The organism is Streptomyces sp. NPDC039609, assembly GCF_055596705.1.
On record NZ_JBVIUJ010000005.1, the window covers coordinates 114,723 to 133,872 of the forward strand.

At 71.5% G+C, this 19,150-nt stretch carries 18 protein-coding genes and 1 pseudogene; 11 read left to right on the forward strand and 8 right to left on the reverse strand.

The window, feature by feature from the left end:
* Nucleotides 1-17 precede the first annotated feature (17 nt).
* A complete protein-coding gene (locus ACZ561_RS15735) occupies nt 18-1,160 on the reverse strand; it encodes an adenylate/guanylate cyclase domain-containing protein (RefSeq protein WP_376432779.1) in 1,143 nt (380 codons plus the stop codon).
* A gap of 166 nt (nt 1,161-1,326) precedes the next feature.
* Nucleotides 1,327-2,178: a biotin--[acetyl-CoA-carboxylase] ligase gene (locus ACZ561_RS15740; RefSeq protein WP_470994756.1), complete on the reverse strand. Its 852-nt coding sequence runs from the start codon at nt 2,176-2,178 to the stop codon at nt 1,327-1,329.
* Between the two features lie 133 nt (nt 2,179-2,311).
* Here ACZ561_RS15740 and ACZ561_RS15745 point away from each other — a divergent pair, with 133 nt between their 5' ends.
* Together ACZ561_RS15745 and ACZ561_RS15750 are read left to right on the forward strand one after the other, a co-directional pair.
* A complete protein-coding gene (locus ACZ561_RS15745; RefSeq protein ID WP_376432783.1) occupies nt 2,312-3,904 on the forward strand; it encodes an acyl-CoA carboxylase subunit beta in 1,593 nt (530 codons plus the stop codon).
* A gap of 9 nt (nt 3,905-3,913) precedes the next feature.
* Complete coding sequence (locus ACZ561_RS15750) at nt 3,914-4,126, forward strand: acyl-CoA carboxylase subunit epsilon (RefSeq protein WP_376432785.1); 213 nt, start codon at nt 3,914-3,916, stop codon at nt 4,124-4,126.
* Nucleotides 4,127-4,204: 78 nt separating this feature from the next.
* On the opposite strand, the gene ACZ561_RS15755 is transcribed toward ACZ561_RS15750, so the two are convergent.
* Together ACZ561_RS15755 and ACZ561_RS15760 are read right to left on the reverse strand one after the other, a co-directional pair.
* Entirely contained in the window at nt 4,205-5,452 is a 1,248-nt protein-coding gene (locus ACZ561_RS15755) for an SGNH/GDSL hydrolase family protein (RefSeq protein ID WP_470994759.1), read from the reverse strand.
* A gap of 168 nt (nt 5,453-5,620) precedes the next feature.
* A pseudogene (locus ACZ561_RS15760) lies at nt 5,621-6,049 on the reverse strand (MFS transporter); the annotation flags it as partial.
* Between the two features lie 70 nt (nt 6,050-6,119).
* Here ACZ561_RS15760 and ACZ561_RS15765 point away from each other — a divergent pair.
* From ACZ561_RS15765 to ACZ561_RS15775, 3 genes are all read left to right on the forward strand, one after another.
* Nucleotides 6,120-6,755: a TetR/AcrR family transcriptional regulator gene (locus tag ACZ561_RS15765; RefSeq protein ID WP_470994762.1), complete on the forward strand. Its 636-nt coding sequence runs from the start codon at nt 6,120-6,122 to the stop codon at nt 6,753-6,755.
* Between the two features lie 75 nt (nt 6,756-6,830).
* Nucleotides 6,831-6,959 (forward strand): morphogenic membrane protein MmpB, encoded by a 129-nt coding sequence (gene mmpB / locus ACZ561_RS15770; protein WP_362365552.1) that lies wholly within the window; start codon nt 6,831-6,833, stop codon nt 6,957-6,959.
* Nucleotides 6,960-6,978: 19 nt separating this feature from the next.
* Entirely contained in the window at nt 6,979-7,584 is a 606-nt protein-coding gene (locus ACZ561_RS15775; RefSeq protein WP_470994765.1) for a nucleoside triphosphate pyrophosphatase, read from the forward strand.
* A gap of 14 nt (nt 7,585-7,598) precedes the next feature.
* Here ACZ561_RS15775 and ACZ561_RS15780 read toward each other — a convergent pair whose 3' ends face one another.
* A complete protein-coding gene (locus tag ACZ561_RS15780) occupies nt 7,599-8,024 on the reverse strand; it encodes a hypothetical protein (protein WP_470994768.1) in 426 nt (141 codons plus the stop codon).
* Between the two features lie 362 nt (nt 8,025-8,386).
* On the opposite strand from ACZ561_RS15780, the gene ACZ561_RS15785 reads away from it, so the two are divergent.
* A complete protein-coding gene (locus ACZ561_RS15785; protein WP_470994771.1) occupies nt 8,387-10,141 on the forward strand; it encodes an acetyl/propionyl/methylcrotonyl-CoA carboxylase subunit alpha in 1,755 nt (584 codons plus the stop codon).
* An 85-nt stretch (nt 10,142-10,226) separates the two neighbouring features.
* Nucleotides 10,227-10,772 (forward strand): TetR/AcrR family transcriptional regulator, encoded by a 546-nt coding sequence (locus tag ACZ561_RS15790; protein WP_470994774.1) that lies wholly within the window; start codon nt 10,227-10,229, stop codon nt 10,770-10,772.
* Nucleotides 10,773-10,949: 177 nt separating this feature from the next.
* Here ACZ561_RS15790 and ACZ561_RS15795 read toward each other — a convergent pair whose 3' ends face one another.
* Both ACZ561_RS15795 and ACZ561_RS15800 read right to left on the reverse strand, forming a co-directional pair.
* Entirely contained in the window at nt 10,950-11,870 is a 921-nt protein-coding gene (locus ACZ561_RS15795) for a DeoR/GlpR family DNA-binding transcription regulator (protein ID WP_470995857.1), read from the reverse strand.
* A 202-nt stretch (nt 11,871-12,072) separates the two neighbouring features.
* On the reverse strand, nt 12,073-13,512 hold the full coding sequence (locus tag ACZ561_RS15800) for an NAD(P)H-quinone dehydrogenase (protein WP_470994777.1): 1,440 nt from the start codon (nt 13,510-13,512) through the stop codon (nt 12,073-12,075).
* A gap of 197 nt (nt 13,513-13,709) precedes the next feature.
* Here ACZ561_RS15800 and ACZ561_RS15805 point away from each other — a divergent pair, with 197 nt between their 5' ends.
* The 3 genes from ACZ561_RS15805 (at nt 13,710) to ACZ561_RS15815 (ending at nt 17,237) form a co-directional block, all read left to right on the forward strand.
* Complete coding sequence (locus ACZ561_RS15805) at nt 13,710-14,147, forward strand: gamma-glutamylcyclotransferase family protein (protein ID WP_362365532.1); 438 nt, start codon at nt 13,710-13,712, stop codon at nt 14,145-14,147.
* A 230-nt stretch (nt 14,148-14,377) separates the two neighbouring features.
* Entirely contained in the window at nt 14,378-15,181 is an 804-nt protein-coding gene (locus tag ACZ561_RS15810) for a purine-nucleoside phosphorylase (RefSeq protein ID WP_260231530.1), read from the forward strand.
* A gap of 352 nt (nt 15,182-15,533) precedes the next feature.
* A complete protein-coding gene (locus ACZ561_RS15815; RefSeq protein ID WP_470994781.1) occupies nt 15,534-17,237 on the forward strand; it encodes a phospho-sugar mutase in 1,704 nt (567 codons plus the stop codon).
* Nucleotides 17,238-17,371: 134 nt separating this feature from the next.
* Here ACZ561_RS15815 and ACZ561_RS15820 read toward each other — a convergent pair whose 3' ends face one another.
* The gene (locus ACZ561_RS15820) at nt 17,372-18,010 is read right to left on the reverse strand and encodes a PH domain-containing protein (protein ID WP_470994784.1); all 639 of its coding nucleotides are present in this window, start codon (nt 18,008-18,010) and stop codon (nt 17,372-17,374) included.
* A 181-nt stretch (nt 18,011-18,191) separates the two neighbouring features.
* Between ACZ561_RS15820 and deoC the strand changes: the two genes are divergently transcribed.
* Complete coding sequence (gene deoC, locus ACZ561_RS15825) at nt 18,192-19,148, forward strand: deoxyribose-phosphate aldolase (RefSeq protein WP_376432808.1); 957 nt, start codon at nt 18,192-18,194, stop codon at nt 19,146-19,148.
* Nucleotides 19,149-19,150: the final 2 nt, after the last annotated feature.

The window sequence follows — 19,150 nt, forward strand, 5'->3', positions numbered from 1 at the left end:
GACTGTTCACCGGGATCCTAGGTCGGGCGGCGGGTCAGGTGCCAGGGCTCCACGACACCGAGGCCACGGACCGGGCGCTGCCACATCGGCTGGAGTGCGAAGCGGTACGTCGGAGGCTCCTCGCCCTCCTTCTCGGCGCGGGCCGCCTCCTCGGCCGCCTGCGTCTCCGAGACCGGCGCGTCGCCGGTCCGGGTCAGCTCCTCGGCGAGTGCCCCGTCGACCAGGACGGTGTCCTTGGGGGCTATCGACGTAAGCCGGCTCGCGAGGTTCACCGTCGTACCGAAGACGTCGCCCATACGGGTCGTCACCGTGCCGAAGGCGATGCCCACCCGGAGCGCCGGCATGGTCTCGTCGTGGCTGAGCGTATCGATCAGCCGCAGCGCGATCTCGGCGGCCGTGCCCGCGTCGTCGGCCGCGTACAGGACCTCGTCACCGAGGGTCTTGATGAGCCGGCCGCCGTGCGCGGCGACCAGGTCGGCGCAGGTCGTCTCGAAGGCCTCGACCAGTTCGCCGAGCTCCTCCTCCTCCAGGCGGCGGGTCAGCCGGGTGAAGCCGACCAGGTCCGCGAAGCCGACCGCGAGGCGCCGGTCGACCATCTCCTCGTCGTCGGCGGCCTGCACGAGGACGCGGCCGGTGGCGGCGGCGAGCTGGCGGCGCCAGACGTAGATCAGGAACTCCTCCAGCTCGGGCAGGAGCAGCTCGACCAGGGGGTACGTGACCTCGGTACGGGTCATGCCGGGCTCGGGCGGCTCGGTGAGGCCCTCCAGGAACGAGTCGATCTGCCACTCGGCCAGCCGGGCGGTCGTCTGCCCCGTGGACCGGGCGACCTGCACGGCCATCGGCTCGCTGAGCAGGCCTGCCTCGACGAGACCGGCGAGCCGGCGCAGGGCGAGGACGTCGGCCTCGGTGAGCGCCTTGGCCTGACCGATGTCGGCGAAGCCCATGGCGCGCCAGAAGCGGGAGGCCAGCTCCATCGAGACGCCGGCGGTGCGGGCGGCCTGGAAGGGGGTGTAGCGGCGGTCGGCACCGAGGATGAGCTGTTCGAGGCGGATGGCGAGCGGGTCGTCCGTCGGCTCGGCCGTGTGGTCGACCACATGGTGGGGGGTCGGGTACGCCGGTGGCTCGGCCTCGCCGCCGTTGTGCGCGTCGTCGACGGTCACCGGCCGCCTCCTGCCCGTTCCCTGCCCACTGCCCTGCCGATCTGTCGCCTGGATCGCGCTCCACGATACGACAGGTGTGTGCCAGCTCACGCCGTAACGTCCACCTCACCGTGTTGAGGGCGCCCGTTCCTCCGCCGGCTGAACGGGCACCCACGGCGTCAGGTGCTCAGTCCTCCGCGCGGAGGTGGACGATGTCGCCCGCCGCGACCGCTTCCGTGCCGCCGCCCTCGGTGGCCACGACGAGGCGGCCGTCGCCGTCCAGCGCGACCGCGTCGCCCTCCAGCATCCGCTCGCCCGGCAGATCGGCCCGGACGCGGCGGCCGAGGGTCGCGCAGCCTGCGGTGTACGCCTCCTGGAGGCCGGAGGCGGCGGGGTTGCCGTCCGCCCGCACCCACTCCCCGTACCAGTGCTCCAGGGACCTCAGGACCGACCGGAGCAGGGTGTCCCGGTCCGTCGAGATCGCGTTCGCGAGGAGCAGCGAGCCGGCCGCCGGGACGGGCAGCTCGTCCTCGCGCAGGGTGACGTTGATGCCGAGCCCGACCACGATGGCGCCCTCGCCAGCGCGCTCGGCGAGGATGCCGCCGGTCTTCCGCTCCTGGCCGCCGACCGAAACCAGCAGGTCGTTCGGCCACTTGAGGGAAAGGTCCACCCCGGCGGACTTCGAGAGCCCGGTCACCGCCGCCACTCCGGTGAGCAGCGGCAGCCAGCCCCACCGGTGCACCGGCACGTCGGGCTTGAGCAGGACGGAGAGGAAGAGCCCGGACCGGGCGGGCGCGATCCAGCTGCGGTCGAGGCGGCCACGGCCCTCGGTCTGCTCCTCGGCGACGATCACGGCCCCTTCGGGCAGCTCGTCGGCGCGGGCGGCGAGGTCGGAGTTGGTGGAGCCGGTGGTGGTGACCACGTCGAGCGAGGTCCACAGACCGTCGGGAAGCAGGAGAGCACGGCGCAGCGAGGCGGCGTTGAGCGGGGGCCGGTCCAGGTCGGACCAGGGCCCTCCTGAGCCATGAGAGGACGTCATGCAAGCCAGACTAGGTGTGGCAAAGACCGCAGTGCCGAACCGTATGGGCGTCGATACCCTACGGATCAGTAGCCGAGCATTAGCCCATTCGTAGCCAACGAACCCCCGTGACCAGGCAGGGAGCCGCATCCCGATGTCCGAGTCGGTAGAGCCGCAAGAGATCGACATTCACACGACCGCGGGCAAGATCGCGGATCTGCAGCGCCGTATTGACGAGGCGACCCACGCCGGTTCCGAGCGTGCTGTGGAGAAGCAGCACGCGAAGGGCAAGCTGACCGCGCGGGAGCGCATCGAGCTGCTGCTCGACGAGGGCTCCTTCGTGGAGCTCGACGAGCTGGCCCGGCACCGGTCGACCAACTTCGGCCTGGAGAAGACCCGGCCCTACGGCGACGGCGTGGTCACCGGCTACGGCACCGTCGACGGGCGCCCGGTCGCCGTGTTCTCGCAGGACTTCACGGTGTTCGGCGGGGCCCTCGGCGAGGTCTTCGGCCAGAAGATCATGAAGGTGATGGACTTCGCCCTGAAGACCGGCTGCCCGGTCGTCGGCATCAACGACTCCGGCGGCGCCCGCATCCAGGAGGGCGTCATGGCCCTCGGCATGTACGGCGAGATCTTCCGCCGCAACACCCACGCCTCGGGCGTGATCCCGCAGATCTCCCTGGTCGTCGGCCCCTGCGCGGGCGGCGCGGTCTACTCGCCCGCGATCACCGACTTCACGGTGATGGTGGACCAGACCTCGCACATGTTCATCACCGGCCCGGACGTCATCAAGACGGTCACCGGCGAGGACGTCGGCTTCGAGGAGCTGGGCGGCGCCCGGACGCACAACACCACCTCCGGTGTCGCGCACCACATGGCGGGCGACGAGAAGGACGCGATCGAGTACGTCAAGTCCCTGCTGTCGTACCTCCCGTCGAACAACCTTTCCGAGCCGCCGGCCTTCCCCGAGGTCGCCGAGACGGAGGTGAACGACGAGGACCGCGAGCTGGACGTCCTGATCCCGGACTCCGCGAACCAGCCGTACGACATGCACACCGTCATCGAGCACATCGTGGACGACGGCGAGTTCCTGGAGACCCAGGCGCTGTTCGCGCCGAACATCCTGACCGGCTTCGGCCGGGTCGAGGGCTTCCCGGTCGGCATCGTCGCCAACCAGCCGATGCAGTTCGCCGGCTGCCTGGACATCAACGCCAGCGAGAAGGCCGCACGCTTCGTCCGCACCTGCGACGCCTTCAACATCCCGGTCATCACCTTCGTCGACGTGCCGGGCTTCCTGCCCGGGGTGGACCAGGAGTACGGCGGCATCATCCGCCGCGGCGCCAAGCTGATCTACGCGTACGCCGAGGCGACGGTCCCGCTGATCACCGTCATCACGCGCAAGGCCTTCGGCGGCGCGTACGACGTCATGGGCTCCAAGCACCTGGGCGCCGACCTCAACCTCGCCTGGCCGACCGCCCAGATCGCGGTCATGGGCGCGCAGGGCGCGGTGAACATCCTGCATCGGCGCACCATCGCGGCGGCCGAGGACCAGGAGGCCGAGCGCGCCCGGCTCATCCAGGAGTACGAGGACACGCTCCTCAACCCGTACACGGCGGCCGAGCGGGGCTACATCGACGGCGTGATCATGCCGTCGGACACCCGCCCGCAGATCGTGAAGGGCCTGCGTCAGCTGCGGACGAAGCGGGAATCCCTGCCTCCGAAGAAGCACGGCAACATCCCCCTGTAAGGAGCCGCTGTGATCAAGGTCGTACGAGGAAACCCGACCCCGGAGGAGCTGGCCGCCGCACTGGCGGTGGTCCAGGCCCGGGCCGCGGCGACGGCGGCGGCGTCCGCCGCCGACGGCGGCCCGGCGGTTCCCGAGAACTGGTCGGACCCGTCACGGATCGCGCGCGCGGTACGGCCCCGGCCGGGGCCGCGTTCCTGGGCGCGGTCCTACTGGCCGGCGTAGCCGGTCCGCCCACGACGTACGGACGACTCCGAAGGCCGGGCCTCTTGTGCGGGAGGTCCGGCCTTCGTGTGCCCGGGGTCAGACGAGGGGTGCGACCGCCTCGGCCATCACGCGGTACCCGGCGTCGTTGGGGTGGAGCCGGTCCGCGTACGCGTACGCCGGGTTCAGCGCCTTCGGGTCCTTCGGGTCGGCGAGAAGCCGCGCGAAGTCGACGACCGCGTCGAACTCGCCCGAGGTCCTGATCCAGTGGTTGACCTCCGCACTGGTCCGTTCGGCGGTCGGTCCCCAGTGGCTGCTGCCCTTGAAGGGCAGCAGCGTCGAGCCGACGACCCGTATCCCGCGGGCGTGCGCCGCGTCGATCAACTGGCGGTAGGCGGCGATGAGTTCGGCCGAGGTGACGACGGGTGAGGGCTTGTAGGTGGGCTGGGGCACGGGCTTCAGCGCGGCCTCGCTGAAGCCGATGTCGTTGACTCCCTGGAGCAGGGCGACGGTGGTGACGCCGGGCTGGTCGAGTGCGTCGCGGCGGAACCGCGCGGTGGAACGTTCGCCATACCAGGCCGAGTCGTTGAGGACCAGGTTGCCGCCGATGCCGGCGTTCACGACGGGGCGGTCGATCCGTTCGGCGAGCGCGTCGGAGTATCGGCGGTTCGCGTTCGGGGTGGAGCCGAAGCTGTCGGTGATGGAGTCCCCGAAGAGGACCACTCCGCCCTTGCGGGGCGGGGTTCCGCCGCTGACCTCGACGCCGTTGAGGTAGTACCAGGACTGACTGCGGGCGGTGAAGGCGCGCGCTTCGGTGTCGGCGCGGTGGTCGCCCTCGGCGCGGTAGCTGTCGGCCCACGCCTGGGAGTGGAAGGTGGCGGGGCCGGTCGTGCCGGCGAGGTAGAGGGTGACGGTCACCGACTCCAGTCGCCCCAGGTCGAGCCGGGCGGGGTCGCTGCGCAGTTCACCGTGGGCGGGGACGGAGACGGACCGTTCGCCGCCGAAGGTGAGATGGCGCACCGAGCCGGGTTCGACGGCGGCGCCGGTGGCGGTCCGGGCGACGGTGGCGCCGGTGACGGCCAGGGGTGAGGTCCCGTAGGCGTTGCTGAGCCGGATCCGGACCCGGTCGCCGTCCTCGCTGATTCGGACGACCTGCCGGAGGGTCTGGCGCGAGAACCCTTCCTGGGACCAGTTGGCGGTGAAGCCGGTGGCGGGGAGCTGCGGGGCGGCGCCCCAGGCGGCGTGCCACTGCGGGGCGGGTGCGGGGCGGGCGTCGGCGGCCTGGGTGCCGGAGAGGAGCGTGAGGCCGAGGGCGGCGGCGAGCAGCGGGGCGAGGAGCTTCTTCATGGAGTGTTCCTTCTGATGGCAGGAGGGTGACGGAGATGTGAGGGGCGGTCGGGAGCGGCGCAGGAAGAGGCCCGCGGGCAGGGGGTGTCCGGTGGATCAGGGCGGGAGAGGCCGCGGCGTCTGGTGCGGTGCATCGCAAGGCGCCGGAATGACCTCACGGCGGAGCCATGGCCCCTCCGGGAAGGAGGAGGTGAGCAGGGAGAGCCCGGCGGGGGTGACCGCGGCGGTGGCGAGGCCCTGGGCGACACGCGCGGCCATCAGCGTCCCGGGGTCGGTGGCGAGTCCGCCGACGAGGGAGGAGATGCCGAGGAGCGCCATACCGGCGAGGCAGAGGCGGCGGCCGACGATGTCGGCGACGCGCCCGAGGAGGAGGGTGAATCCGGCGGCGGCGAGGGCGAAGGCGGTGGCGATCCACTGGAGGTCGCCCGGGGTGAAGCCGAGTCCTTCGCCGATGACAGGCAGGGCGACGTTCAGGATCGAGAAGACGACGGCCGGCATGAACTGGGCGACGAGAAGGACGAGGAGGACGAGCCGCATCCGTCCGTCCCTGCGGGCGTTTCGGGCGTCGGTGTGGGATCCGAGAGCGGTGGCAACCATGAGCGAGACCTCTTAATGGGCTGCTAGTTCCGTTAAGATGTCCCGTACCGTAGCAGACTCGACGGCGTTAATGGAACAGGAGACCCGTTTGACTGAGAGCCAGCCGGCCGTGCCCGGCACCGTGCGCCCCGGGGGCCGTACCGCGAAGGTGCGCCGGGCCGTCCTCGAAGCGACCGAGGACGCTCTGGCCGCGGCGGGCTTCCACGCGCTGAACATGGACCATGTCGCCGCGAGCGCGGGCGTCGGCAAGACGACCGTCTACCGTCGCTGGGGCTCCCCCGTCGGCCTCGTCGCCGACCTGCTGCGCGACATGGCGGAGCAGTCCCTGCCGGCCTCCGACACCGGCAGCCTCGCGGGCGACCTGCGGGCCAACGCCACACTCGTCACCAAGACCCTCACCGACCCCCGTATGGGCGCCGTCTTCCGTGCGGTCATCGCCGCCGCGGCCTGTGACGAGGAGTGCGCCGAGGCGCTGAACGGCTTCTACCGGGCCCGTCTGGAGGAATGGGCCCCGGTGGTGAAGCGGGGTGCGGCACGCGGCGAGGTCCCGGCGGAGACGGACGGCCTCGAACTGCTGCGCGCGGTCTCGGCCCCGCTCTACTACCGCTTCATGATCACGCGCGAGCCGCTGGGCCCCGTGGACGCGGAGCGTGCGGTCCGGGCGGCGCTGTCGGCGGCCGGTGACGGAGTGTTCACCACGCCGTAATTAGTCCGTTGGCACCCCGGCGCCTGAGTACGGGTACTCAGGCGCCCCGGCCGTCCCACCAGCAGGATCGTGGTCATGCTGTGGTCCGACCCGAAGAACGAGCCGCCGGAGGAGATGCGCGACATGCAGGCCATGCTGCGTCGCGCGTCCATCCTGCTGGCCCTTGCGATGGTGGTGGCGATGTTCGTGGTCGGCCTCCACTGACACTGGCTACGCTTCCCCCATGACTGCTGATCGCCGCCGTGTCGTGCTCGCCTCCGCCTCGCCCGCCCGTCTCGGACTGCTGCGGCAGGCCGGACTCGCCCCCGAGGTCATCGTGAGCGGCGTCGACGAGGACAAGGTGCACGCACCGACTCCCGCCGAACTCGCCCTCGCGCTCGCCGAGGCCAAGGCCGCCCATGTGGCTGCCCGCCCCGAGGCATTCGGCGCCCTGGTCATCGGCTGCGACTCCGTCCTGGAGCTCGACAAGCAGGCCCTCGGCAAGCCGGCCGACGCCGAGGAGGCCACCGCGCGCTGGAAGGCGATGCGGGGCCGGGTGGGCATCCTCCAGACGGGTCATTGCGTGTACGACACGGCGGCCAAGCGCTACGAGTCGGCGACCGCCTCGACCGTCGTCCGTTTCGGTGAGCCGTCGGACGCCGAGATCGCCGCGTACGTGGCGAGCGGCGAACCGCTGCACGTGGCGGGCGCATTCACGCTCGACGGCCGCTCGGCGCCGTTCATCGACGGCATCGACGGCGACCCGGGCAATGTGATCGGCCTGTCGCTGCCCCTGCTGCGCACCCTGCTCGCCAAGCTGGGGATCTCCATCACCGACCTGTGGACCTGACGGCGACGCCGGCCCTACGCGGGCGCCGCCGCCTCCTCCAGGGCGTCGGCGCCCTTTCCGTACGCCACCAGCGTCAACACGATGAGGCCCAGCACCACGGTCATGAACGCGAAGGCGCCCCAGCCGATCAGACCGATCGTCACCGCGCCGAGCACGCCGTGCACGACGGCACAGCCGATGAGCAGGGCCCGGCCGGCGCGCCCGGGGCGCTTGTCGCGTATGCCGGCGATCAGGGCGACGGTGGCGCAGAGCGCGAGCAGCAGCCCGGAACCGATGCCGAGGGCCCAGGTACCGGTCACCATGTGGTCCGGGTCGAGGCCGTCGAGGGACATCGACTGGATCTCGACGAACCGTGCCATGACGGCGTTGAGCGCGACGATGCCCGGCGCTTCCAGGAAGAGCACCGCCGCCGTCACGAGAGCTATCGGTCTGCGGGCCACCTGGGCCACCCCCTGAAAACGGCTGTTACCTGCAGTACGGACGACAGCGGGAAGGCTACTGCCGGGTAAACCTTCGGACAAGGGTCCGCGCGTACGGATGAGGCGGCAAAGAATCATTGCGCCATTCGTAGGGACTCCACAAAGAAACCCGATCCGCGACTGGCCCCACGAACAGAGACCTGTGCCACACCTCGGAGCTACTGTGCCGTAGAGGAACCCTGCGTACCGTGGTGCGACAAGGGATTTCACGACCCGAGCAAGCCTCGCATCACGCTCCGTGTGGGCAAGCTCACCACTGGGGACGGGTCGAAGTGCCGTGTCGGCAGTCCCTAAACTCAGCTTGTTTCAAGGAGGGAGCCATCGTGCGCAAGGTGCTCATCGCCAACCGTGGCGAAATCGCTGTCCGTGTCGCCCGTGCTTGCCGGGATGCCGGGATCGCCAGCGTAGCCGTCTACGCCGATCCGGACCGGGACGCTCTGCACGTCCGCGCGGCCGACGAGGCGTTCGCTCTGGGCGGTGACACCCCGGCCGCCAGCTATCTGGACATGGCCAAGGTGCTTCAGGCTGCAAAGGACTCGGGCGCGGACGCGATCCACCCCGGCTACGGGTTCCTTTCCGAGAACGCCGAGTTCGCCCAGGCCGTGATCGACGCCGGTCTGACCTGGATCGGCCCGCCGCCGCAGGCCATCCGTGACCTCGGCGACAAGGTGGCGGCCCGTCACATCGCCCAGCGCGCGGGCGCCCCGCTCGTCGCGGGTACGCCCGACCCGGTCTCCGGCGCCGACGAGGTCGTCGCCTTCGCCGAGGAGCACGGCCTGCCGATCGCGATCAAGGCCGCCTTCGGTGGTGGCGGTCGTGGTCTGAAGGTCGCCCGCACCCTCGAAGAGGTGCCGGAGCTGTACGACTCCGCCGTCCGCGAGGCCGTCGCCGCCTTCGGCCGCGGCGAGTGCTTCGTCGAGCGCTACCTCGACAAGCCCCGCCACGTCGAGACCCAGTGCCTGGCCGACTCCCACGGCAACGTGGTCGTCGTCTCCACCCGTGACTGCTCGCTCCAGCGCCGCCACCAGAAGCTCGTCGAGGAGGCGCCCGCGCCGTTCCTCTCCGAGGCGCAGAACGCCGAGCTGTACGCCGCGTCCAAGGCGATCCTGAAGGAGGCCGGCTACGTCGGCGCCGGCACGGTCGAGTTCCTGGTCGGCGTCGACGGCACGATCTCCTTCCTGGAGGTCAACACCCGTCTCCAGGTCGAGCACCCGGTCACCGAAGAGGTCACCGGCATCGACCTGGTCCGCGAGATGTTCCGGATCGCCGACGGCGAGGAGCTGGGCTACGACGACCCGGCCATAAGGGGTCACTCCTTCGAGTTCCGTATCAACGGCGAGGACCCGGGCCGCAACTTCCTGCCCGCGCCCGGCACCGTCACCACCTTCGACGCGCCGACCGGCCCCGGTGTCCGCCTGGACGCGGGCGTCGAGTCCGGCTCGGTCATCGGCCCGGCCTGGGACTCGCTCCTGGCCAAGCTGATCGTCACCGGCGCCACCCGTGAGCAGGCGCTCCAGCGCGCCGCCCGCGCCCTGGCCGAGTTCAAGGTGGAGGGCATGGCCACGGCCATCCCGTTCCACCAGGCGGTCGTGGTCGACCCGGCGTTCACCGCGGACCCGTTCCGCGTCCACACCCGGTGGATCGAGACCGAGTTCGTCAACGAGATCAAGCCGTTCGCCCCGGCGGGCTCCGACGCCGAGGAGGACGAGGGCAACCGCGAGACGATCGTCGTCGAGGTCGGCGGCAAGCGCCTGGAGGTCTCCCTCCCGTCCTCGCTCGGCATGTCCCTGGCCCGTACGGGTCTGGCCGCCGGCGCCAAGCCGAAGCGCCGCGCCGCGAAGAAGTCCGGCCCGACCGCCTCCGGCGACACCCTCGCCTCCCCGATGCAGGGCACCATCGTGAAGGTGGCCGTCGAGGAGGGCCAGGAGGTCAAGGAGGGCGACCTGATCGTCGTCCTCGAGGCCATGAAGATGGAGCAGCCGCTCAACGCGCACCGCACCGGCACCATCAAGGGCCTGTCGGCCGAGGTCGGCGCCTCGATCACCTCCGGCGCCGCGATCTGCGAGATCAAGGACTGACGACCGACGGCTCAGGCCGTTTGTACGCTGGGAAGGGCCCGCAGGCACATCGCCTGCGGGCCCTTCGCCCAACCGAGGAGCCCCCATGCGCGCCGACGCGCGCCGCAATCACGAACGGCTGCTGACCGAGGCCCGCGCAGCCTTCGCCGAGCACGGTACGGACGCCTCCCTGGAGGATGTCGCCCGTCGCGCCGGGGTCGGCATCGGCACGCTCTACCGGCACTTCCCCACCCGTGACGCGCTGGTGAACGCCGTGTTCCAGGAGGCCCTGGCCGCGCTGCTCCAGCGGGGCCGTGAGCTCGCGGTGGCCGAGGAGCCGTGTCCGGCGCTGGTGGAGTGGCTGCGCGCCCTGATCACCCACGCGGGTGAGTACCGGGGCTTCGCCCGGTCACTCATGTCGGCGTCGCGGGACGAGAGTTCTGCGCTCGCGCAGTGCAGCGTGCCGCTGCGCGCGGCCGGCGAGATCCTGCTGGGCCGGGCCCGGGACGCGGGGACGGTCCGCGCCGATGTGTCGATCGGCGATCTGATGCAGCTCACTCACGCGATCGCGCTGGCGGCCGAACAGAACCCGGACGACGAGGAGTTGCCGGACCGACTGCTGGCGCTGACCCTACGGGGCATGAAGAGCTGAGCCCGCGGGCGATCGGCTCACGCACCCGCGTGTACGCCGAGACACACCGCCGGCCGCGGGCAACAGCGCCCGCGGAGCCGGAAGTCGCTGCCGGACCTCGGCGTCCGCGCCGAACCGGACCGACGGCCTCGACGCCCCGGACCTCGACGCCCGCGCTCGGTCCGCGACGGCCCCGGCTCAGCGCCTGCGCATGTCCGCGACCCGGGCCGTCCGTTCCGGCTGCAGCACCTCACTTGCCAAGGAGGCGGCGGCTCCCCGGAATTGGCCGGGCTGGTGCCGGGCGCGCTGGCCGGGGAGCGGGACGTCACGGCGCGGGCGACCGCCGCCCGGGGGGACGGCGTCCCCACCCGGTCCCGTCCCGGCCACGGCGATCTGGACGCCCTGGTCGGCCAGCGCCTGAAGCTCCGTGGCGGCCCGGTCGTCGTGCGGCGGCGGCTCGTCGGTCACGAGGCGGGTGATCACGTCGGTCGGCACCGTCTGGAACATGGTGTCGGTGCCGAGCTTGGTGTGATCGGCCAGCACCACGACCTCCGCGGCCGCCTGCACCAGCGCCCGGTCCACGCTCGCGGAGAGCATGTTGGACGTGGAGAGACCGCGCTCGGCCGTCAGGCCGCTGCCGGAGAGGAAGGCGCGGGAGACCCGAAGTCCCTGGAGGGACTGCTCGGCCCCGCTGCCCACCAGCGCGTAGTTCGAGCCGCGCAGCGTGCCGCCCGTCATGACGACCTCGACCCGGTTGGCGTGGGCGAGGGCCTGGGCGACGAGCAGGGAGTTGGTGACCACGGTCAGACCGGGCACGCGGGCGAGCCGGCGGGCCAGCTCCTGCGTGGTCGTCCCGGCACCGACGACGATGGCCTCGCCCTCTTCGACGAGACTCGCGGCGACATCGGCGATGGCCGTCTTCTCCGCGGTCGCGAGATGGGATTTCTGCGGGAAGCCGGACTCTCGGGTGAACCCGCCCGGCAGTACCGCACCGCCGTGCCGGCGGTCGAGGAGTCCTTCTGCCTCCAGTGCCCGCACGTCTCGCCGTACGGTCACTTCTGAGGTCTGGACGACGCGGGCGAGCTCACGGAGCGACACGGCTCCATTGGCGCGCACCATTTCGAGGATCAACTGACGACGTTCTGCAGCGAACACGAAACCGACAGTAACGTGACCGGCAGATACTTTTCAGCACTATGCGCCGAATTGCAGAAGATGCGCACAGACGGGGCCCCCAAGTGGTATGGGAGGCCCCGTCGTTGATCGTTCCCTGTCCCGCCTTGCCGGGGGTTGTCCAGATCTCCCCAGGCGGGACGGTGGGTCAGGCTTCGCCCGACGCCTTTCGGGTGTGCAACTGCCGTGCCACTTCCGCGATCGAGCCCGACAGGGAGGGGTACACGGTGAAAGCGTTTGCGATCTGTTCGACCGTCAGATTGTTGTCGACCGCGATCGAGATCGGGTGGATCAGCTCGCTCGCCTTCGGGGCGACGACACAGCCGCCGACCACGATCCCGGTACCCGGACGGCAGAAGATCTTGACGAAACCGTCCCGGATGCCCTGCATCTTGGCGCGCGGATTGCGCAGCAGCGGCAGCTTGACGACCCTGGCCTCGATCTTGCCCGCGTCGACGTCGGCCTGGGTGAAGCCGACGGTGGCGATCTCGGGGTCGGTGAAGACGTTCGAGGAGACCGTCTTCAGGTTCAGCGGGGCCACCGCGTCGCCGAGGAAGTGGTACATCGCGATCCGGCCCTGCATCGCCGCCACGGAGGCGAGCGCGAAGACGCCGGTGACGTCACCGGCGGCGTACACGCCCGGCGCGGAGGTACGGGAGACCCGGTCGGTCCAGATGTGGCCCGTGTCCTTGAGCCTGACCCCGGCCTCCTCCAGACCCATTCCGGCCGAGTTCGGGATGGCACCGACGGCCATGAGGCAGTGGGAACCGGAGATGACCCGGCCGTCGGCCAGGGTGACCTCGACGCGGTCGCCGACACGCTTGACGGACTCGGCGCGCGAGCGGGCCATGACGTTCATGCCGCGGCGGCGGAAGACGTCCTCCAGGACGGCGGCGGCGTCCGGGTCCTCGCCGGGCAGGACGCGGTCGCGGCTCGACACCAGGGTCACCCGCGAGCCCAGCGCCTGGTAGGCGCCGGCGAACTCGGCACCCGTCACACCCGAACCGACGACGATGAGCTCCTCGGGGAGCTCCTTGAGGTCGTAGACCTGGGTCCAGTTCAGGATCCGCTCGCCGTCGGGCTGGGCGTCGGGCAGCTCGCGCGGGTGGCCGCCGGTCGCGATCAGCACGGCGTCGGCGGTCAGCGCCTCCTCCGTGCCGTCGGCCGAGGTCACGATCACCTGGCGGGAGCCGTCCACGGCCTGGCGGCCCGAGAGCCGGCCGCGGCCGCGCAGAACGCGGGCGCCGGCGCGGGTGACGGAGGCGGTGATGTCGTGGGACTGGGCGAGCGCGAGGCGCTTCACCCGTCGGTTGACCTTGCCGAGGTCGACACCGACGACGCGGGCGGCCTGCTCCACGTGCGGGGTGTCGTCGGCGACGATGATGCCCAGCTCCTCGTAGGAGGAGTCGAAGGTGGTCATCACCTCGGCCGTCGCGATGAGGGTCTTCGAGGGGACGCAGTCGGTCAGGACGGACGCGCCGCCGAGGCCGTCGCAGTCGACGACGGTCACCTCCGCGCCGAGTTGGGCGCCCACCAGGGCAGCCTCGTATCCGCCGGGTCCGCCGCCGATGATCACGATCCGGGTCACAGGGATCTACGCCTCGCGCTCTCGTTCTGCCGGGGGGTCCCCCCGCTGGGGCTGCAGTGCGTACGCCATTGTCCCGCACGCTTCAAGTGCGTACCCCATTGTCCCGTACGCCGGGGGTGGTCTCGCGCCGGGGCCTCCATACGGCCCCCACCTCGGACTTCCGTGCGCACCCTCTCCCCTCCCGTACCCTCGATCCCATGTCGCTCTACGCCGCGTACGCCGGCAACCTCGACGCGCGGCTCATGACGCGCCGCGCCCCGCACTCCCCGCTGCGCGGCACCGGCTGGCTCAACGGCTGGCGGCTGACCTTCGGCGGCGAGCAGATGGGCTGGGAGGGCGCGCTGCCCACGATCGTCGAGGCTCCGCGGTCCCAGGTTTTCGTCGCGCTCTACGACATCGCGCCGATGGACGAGGACTCGATGGACCGCTGGGAGGGCGTCGGCCTCGACATCTACCGCCGGATGCGGGTCCGCGTGCACACCCTGGACGGCGAGGAGCCGACCTGGCTGTACGTCCTGAACGCGTACGAGGGCGGGCTGCCGTCGGCGCGCTATCTCGGCGAGATCGCCGACGCGGCCGAGTCGGCGGGCGCGCCGCACGACTACGTGATGGAGCTGCGCAAGCGGCCTTGCTAGGCACGCGTCGGGCCCGTGCGAGCGGCCGGTCCCGGTTCATGGCGGTATCGGCCTGGCGGAAGGTTTGTGTGGCCCCCGCTACGCCGTTCGTCGGAAACGACAAGACAACGATCGCATGTCCGTCAGCATCGTCATCTACGCGCGTAGGCATTCTCGGGCTACGCTTCTGCGCGTATGAAATCCGTCCGGGGCTCCTCCCTCGGACCCCCCTCCCCGAGGCGAGAGAGTCAGTGAACGCAACTGCCACCCCGTACGAGGCCGCCGAGGCCGCTGCCGCGCGTCTTCGCGAGCTGACCGGAATCGAGACCCACGACGTGGCCCTCGTCATGGGCTCCGGCTGGGCGCCTGCCGTCGACGCGCTCGGCGCCCCGGAGGCCGAGTTCCCCGTGACCGAGCTTCCCGGCTTCCCGCCGCCGGCCGTCGAGGGACACGGCGGCAAGGTCCGCTCGTACAAGATCGGCGCCAAGCACGTCCTGGTCTTCCTGGGCCGTACGCACTTCTACGAGGGCCGGGGCGTCGCCTCCGTCGCCCATGGTGTGCGCACCGCCGTCGCCGCCGGCTGCAAGACCGTCGTGCTGACCAACGGCTGTGGCGGTCTGCGTGAGGGCATGCGCCCCGGCCAGCCGGTCCTGATCAGCGACCACATCAACCTGACGGCCGCCTCCCCGATCGTCGGCGCGAACTTCGTGGACCTCACCGACCTGTACTCGCCGCGGCTGCGCGCGCTGTGCAAGGAGGTCGACGAGACCCTCGAAGAGGGCGTCTACGTGCAGTTCCCCGGGCCGCACTACGAGACCCCGGCCGAGATCAACATGGTTCGCGTCATGGGCGGCGACCTGGTCGGCATGTCCACCGTCCTGGAGGCCATCGCGGCCCGCGAGGCGGGCGCCGAGGTCCTGGGCATCTCCCTGGTCACCAACCTCGCGGCGGGGCTCTCGGGCGAGCCGCTGAACCACGAGGAGGTCCTCCAGGCCGGCCGCGACTCGGCCGCGCGGATGGGCGAGCTGCTGACGCGGGTCCTCGACCGGATCTGATCTCTCACCGCGCCCGTCGCACCGCTCGGCCCCAGGGGGCCGAGCGGGCTTCGGAGCGCTGCGGCGGCGCCTCCGACCGCCGGATCGGTCCCGACCCTCCGGCGGCCGGTGCCGCCGCGCGGGGCCCTCTCCCCCGCCCCTTCCCGTGACCGGGGCTCCGCCCCGGACCCCACGCCCCTACCGCGCCGGCGGGGCTGAATCTCCGGCCCGCCCGGCGTTCGAGGGCCCGGCCGCAGTCCCCCAACGGGGGGCCGGGGGCTTGCCCCCAGTTCGGGAACGGGCGGGGTGGGGAAGGGCTCCGCGCAGCGGCTCACGCCACCACCCCGCCCACCCGCACCCCGAAAGGCACACCGTGACGCAGGACGACCTCCTGGCCCGGGCCCAGACCTGGCTCGCCGAGGACCCCGACAGCGAGACCCGCGAGGAGCTCGCCAAGCTCATCGAGGCCGGTGAGACGGACGAGCTCGCCGCCCGCTTCGCCGGCACGCTGCAGTTCGGCACCGCCGGACTCCGCGGCGAGCTGGGCGCGGGCCCGATGCGGATGAACCGCTCGGTGGTCATCAGGGCCGCCGCAGGACTTGCCGCGTACCTCAAGGCCAAGGGCCAGGATCAAGTGGGCGAGCGCGCAGCGCTCTCGGACGAGGGTGGTGGTGGGCGACGGGCGGGCCTGGTCGTGATCGGCTACGACGCCCGCTACAAGTCGGCCGACTTCGCCCGTGACACCGCCGCCGTGATGGTCGGCGCCGGACTGCGCGCCGCCCTGCTCCCCCGCCCGCTGCCGACGCCCGTCCTCGCGTACGCCATAAGGCATCTGGGCGCCGTCGCGGGTGTCGAGGTCACCGCGAGCCACAACCCGCCGCGCGACAACGGCTACAAGGTGTACCTGGGCGACGGCTCGCAGATCGTGCCGCCGGCGGACGCGGAGATCGCCGCCGAGATCGCCGCGGTGCGTTCGCTGGACGACGTCCCCCGCGCGACCGAAGGCTGGGAGGTGCTCGGCGACGAGGTCCTGGACGCGTACCTGGCCCGTACGGACGCCGTCCTGACCGCCGGCTCCCCCCGTACCGTGCGGACCGTCTACACGGCCATGCACGGCGTCGGCAAGGACGTCCTGACGGCAGCCTTCGCCCGCGCGGGCTTCCCGCCGCCGGCGCTCGTCGCCGAGCAGGCCGAGCCGGACCCGGCGTTCCCGACTGTCGCCTTCCCGAACCCGGAGGAGCCGGGCGCGATGGACCTCGCCTTCGAGGCGGCCCGCGCCGTGGACCCGGACATCGTGATCGCCAACGACCCGGACGCCGACCGCTGCGCCGTGGCCGTGCCGGACGCGACGATCGAGGGCGGCTGGCGGATGCTGCGCGGCGACGAGGTGGGCTCACTGCTCGCCGCGCACCTGGTGCACAAGGGCGCGCGGGGCGTGTTCGCCGAGTCGATCGTCTCCTCCTCGTTGCTCGGCCGGATCGCCGAGGCGGCGGGCGTCGGTTACGAGGAGACGCTGACCGGCTTCAAGTGGATCGCCCGCGTGGACGGTCTGCGGTACGGCTACGAGGAGGCGCTGGGCTACTGCGTCGACCCCGAGGGCGTCCGCGACAAGGACGGCATCACGGCGGCGCTGCTCGTCGCCGAGCTGGCCTCGGAGCTCAAGGAGCAGGACCGTACGCTGACGGACCTGCTCGACGATCTGGCGGTGGCCCACGGACTGCACGCCACGGACCAGCTGTCGGTGCGGGTGGAGGACCTGAGCATCATCGCGAACGCGATGAGCGCGCTGCGCTCGCGGCCGCCGGTCCACCTCGCGGGCCTGACGGTCACGACGGCGGAGGACCTGACGAAGGGCACGGAGTCGCTGCCCCCGACGGACGGTCTGCGCTACTACCTGGAGGGCGACTACAAGGCCCGGGTCATCGTCCGCCCCTCCGGCACCGAGCCCAAGCTCAAGTGCTACCTGGAGGTCGTGGTCCCGGTCGCCGACGCGAGCGAGCTGACGGCCGCCCGCGCGAAGGGCACCGAGGTCCTCACGGCGATCAAGCGGGACCTGTCGGACGCGGCCGGTCTCTGAGCGTCGCCTGGGCGGGGCTTGTACGGAAAGGCGGGGCTTGTACGGAATCGGTTCCGTACGAGCCCCGCCTTGCCGTACAGCCCCCGCGCGATTCCCGTACGGGTGAATTCGGTGCGCCGGTCGCCCCCGGGCGATCAGCCGGTGGCGAGCAGGACGATCAGCAGCACGAGGCCCGCGACGGCCGGCGCGATGATCTCGTACGCCCACCGCACCTGCGGCTCCCCCTGGGCGCCGGGGCGGGTGGCGCAGCGCTCGGCGAGATCGCGCAGGTCGGCGACGGTCCGGTCGGCCGGGGCGAGACGGTCCTTGTCGTCCACGTGCGCGTGCACGGAGGTGCGGTTGTGCGGGTCGTCCTGTGCGGCGCGCGCCTGACGGCGGGCCATCCGCTTGCGCTGGCGCAGCGAGACGGGGACGGCCCAGAGCTGGTACTTCGTCCCGGACCGGGTCAGCACCTCGCTGGAGTACCCGGCACGGACGTCGGCCACCGCGGCCCAGGGCAGGACGATGGAGCGGAAGGGGTTACGGACCCGGAGGCGGTCCTCGTTCGCGTTCACCACGGGCCGGATCGTGAACGCCACGACGAGCGGCACGACGAACAGCAGGCCCGCCAGGGCGACCCAGGGCGCGCGCCCCTCGCCGCGGATCATCGCGTCCACACAGAACCATCCGGTCAGCCCGAGCAGCAGGACTCCGCCCGCGATGCCCATGGACGACCGGTAGACCCGGTCGGCGTAGGTCGGCTCGGCGGGCTGCTGCGGGGGCTGGGTCGTCATGGTGCCGATTCTGCCTCACCGGGTGCGGGCGGGCTCGGGCGGAGGGAGCCGCCCCGCACACCCCCCGGCGGGCCACTTGCGGAAGAGCGGGCGCACCCCTTTCGGAGGGCCCGGCGGACCCCTTCGGAAACCGCGGGGCTGTACAGGTCGCTACGCGCGTAGATATGCTCGACTGGTGACCATGCCCACCACTGCATCCGCAGCACCCGCATTTGCCGACGTAACGACGTCCGACAGTGCGCTGCGCCGCTTCCTCCACGGGCTGCCCGGCGTCGACGCCGTCGGCCTGGAGGCGCGCGCCGCGTCCCTCGGTACCCGCTCGATCAAGACCACGGCGAAGGCGTACGCCATCGACCTGGCCATCTCCATGATCGACCTGACGACGCTCGAAGGCGCGGACACCCCGGGCAAGGTCCGGGCGCTCGCCGCCAAGGCCGTCAACCCCGACCCGTCCGACCGCACGACCCCGACGACCGCCGCGGTCTGTGTCTACCCCGACATGGTGGCCACGGCGAAGGAGGCCCTGAAGGGCTCCGGCGTCAAGGTCGCCTCCGTCGCCACGGCCTTCCCGGCCGGCCGCGCCGCCCTCCCCGTGAAGCTCGCGGACACCCGTGACGCCGTCGCGGCGGGCGCCGACGAGATCGACATGGTGATCGACCGCGGCGCGTTCCTGGCGGGGAACTACATGAAGGTCTACGAAGAGATCCGGGCGGTGAAGGAGGCCTCAGGCGAGGCCCGCCTCAAGGTCATCTTCGAGACCGGCGAGCTGTCCACGTACGACAACATCCGCCGCGCCTCCTGGCTCGGCATGATGGCGGGCGCGGACTTCATCAAGACCTCGACCGGCAAGGTCGCGGTCAACGCCACCCCGGCCAACACGCTCCTGATGCTGGAGGCCGTGCGCGACTTCCGCGAGCAGACCGGTGTCCAGATCGGTGTGAAGCCGGCGGGCGGCATCCGCAACACCAAGGAAGCCATCAAGTTCCTGGTCCTGGTCAACGAGACCGTCGGCGAGGACTGGCTGGACAACCACTGGTTCCGCTTCGGTGCCTCCAGCCTGCTCAACGACCTGCTCATGCAGCGTCAGAAGCTGGCGACCGGCCGCTACTCCGGCCCCGATTACGTGACGGTGGACTGATC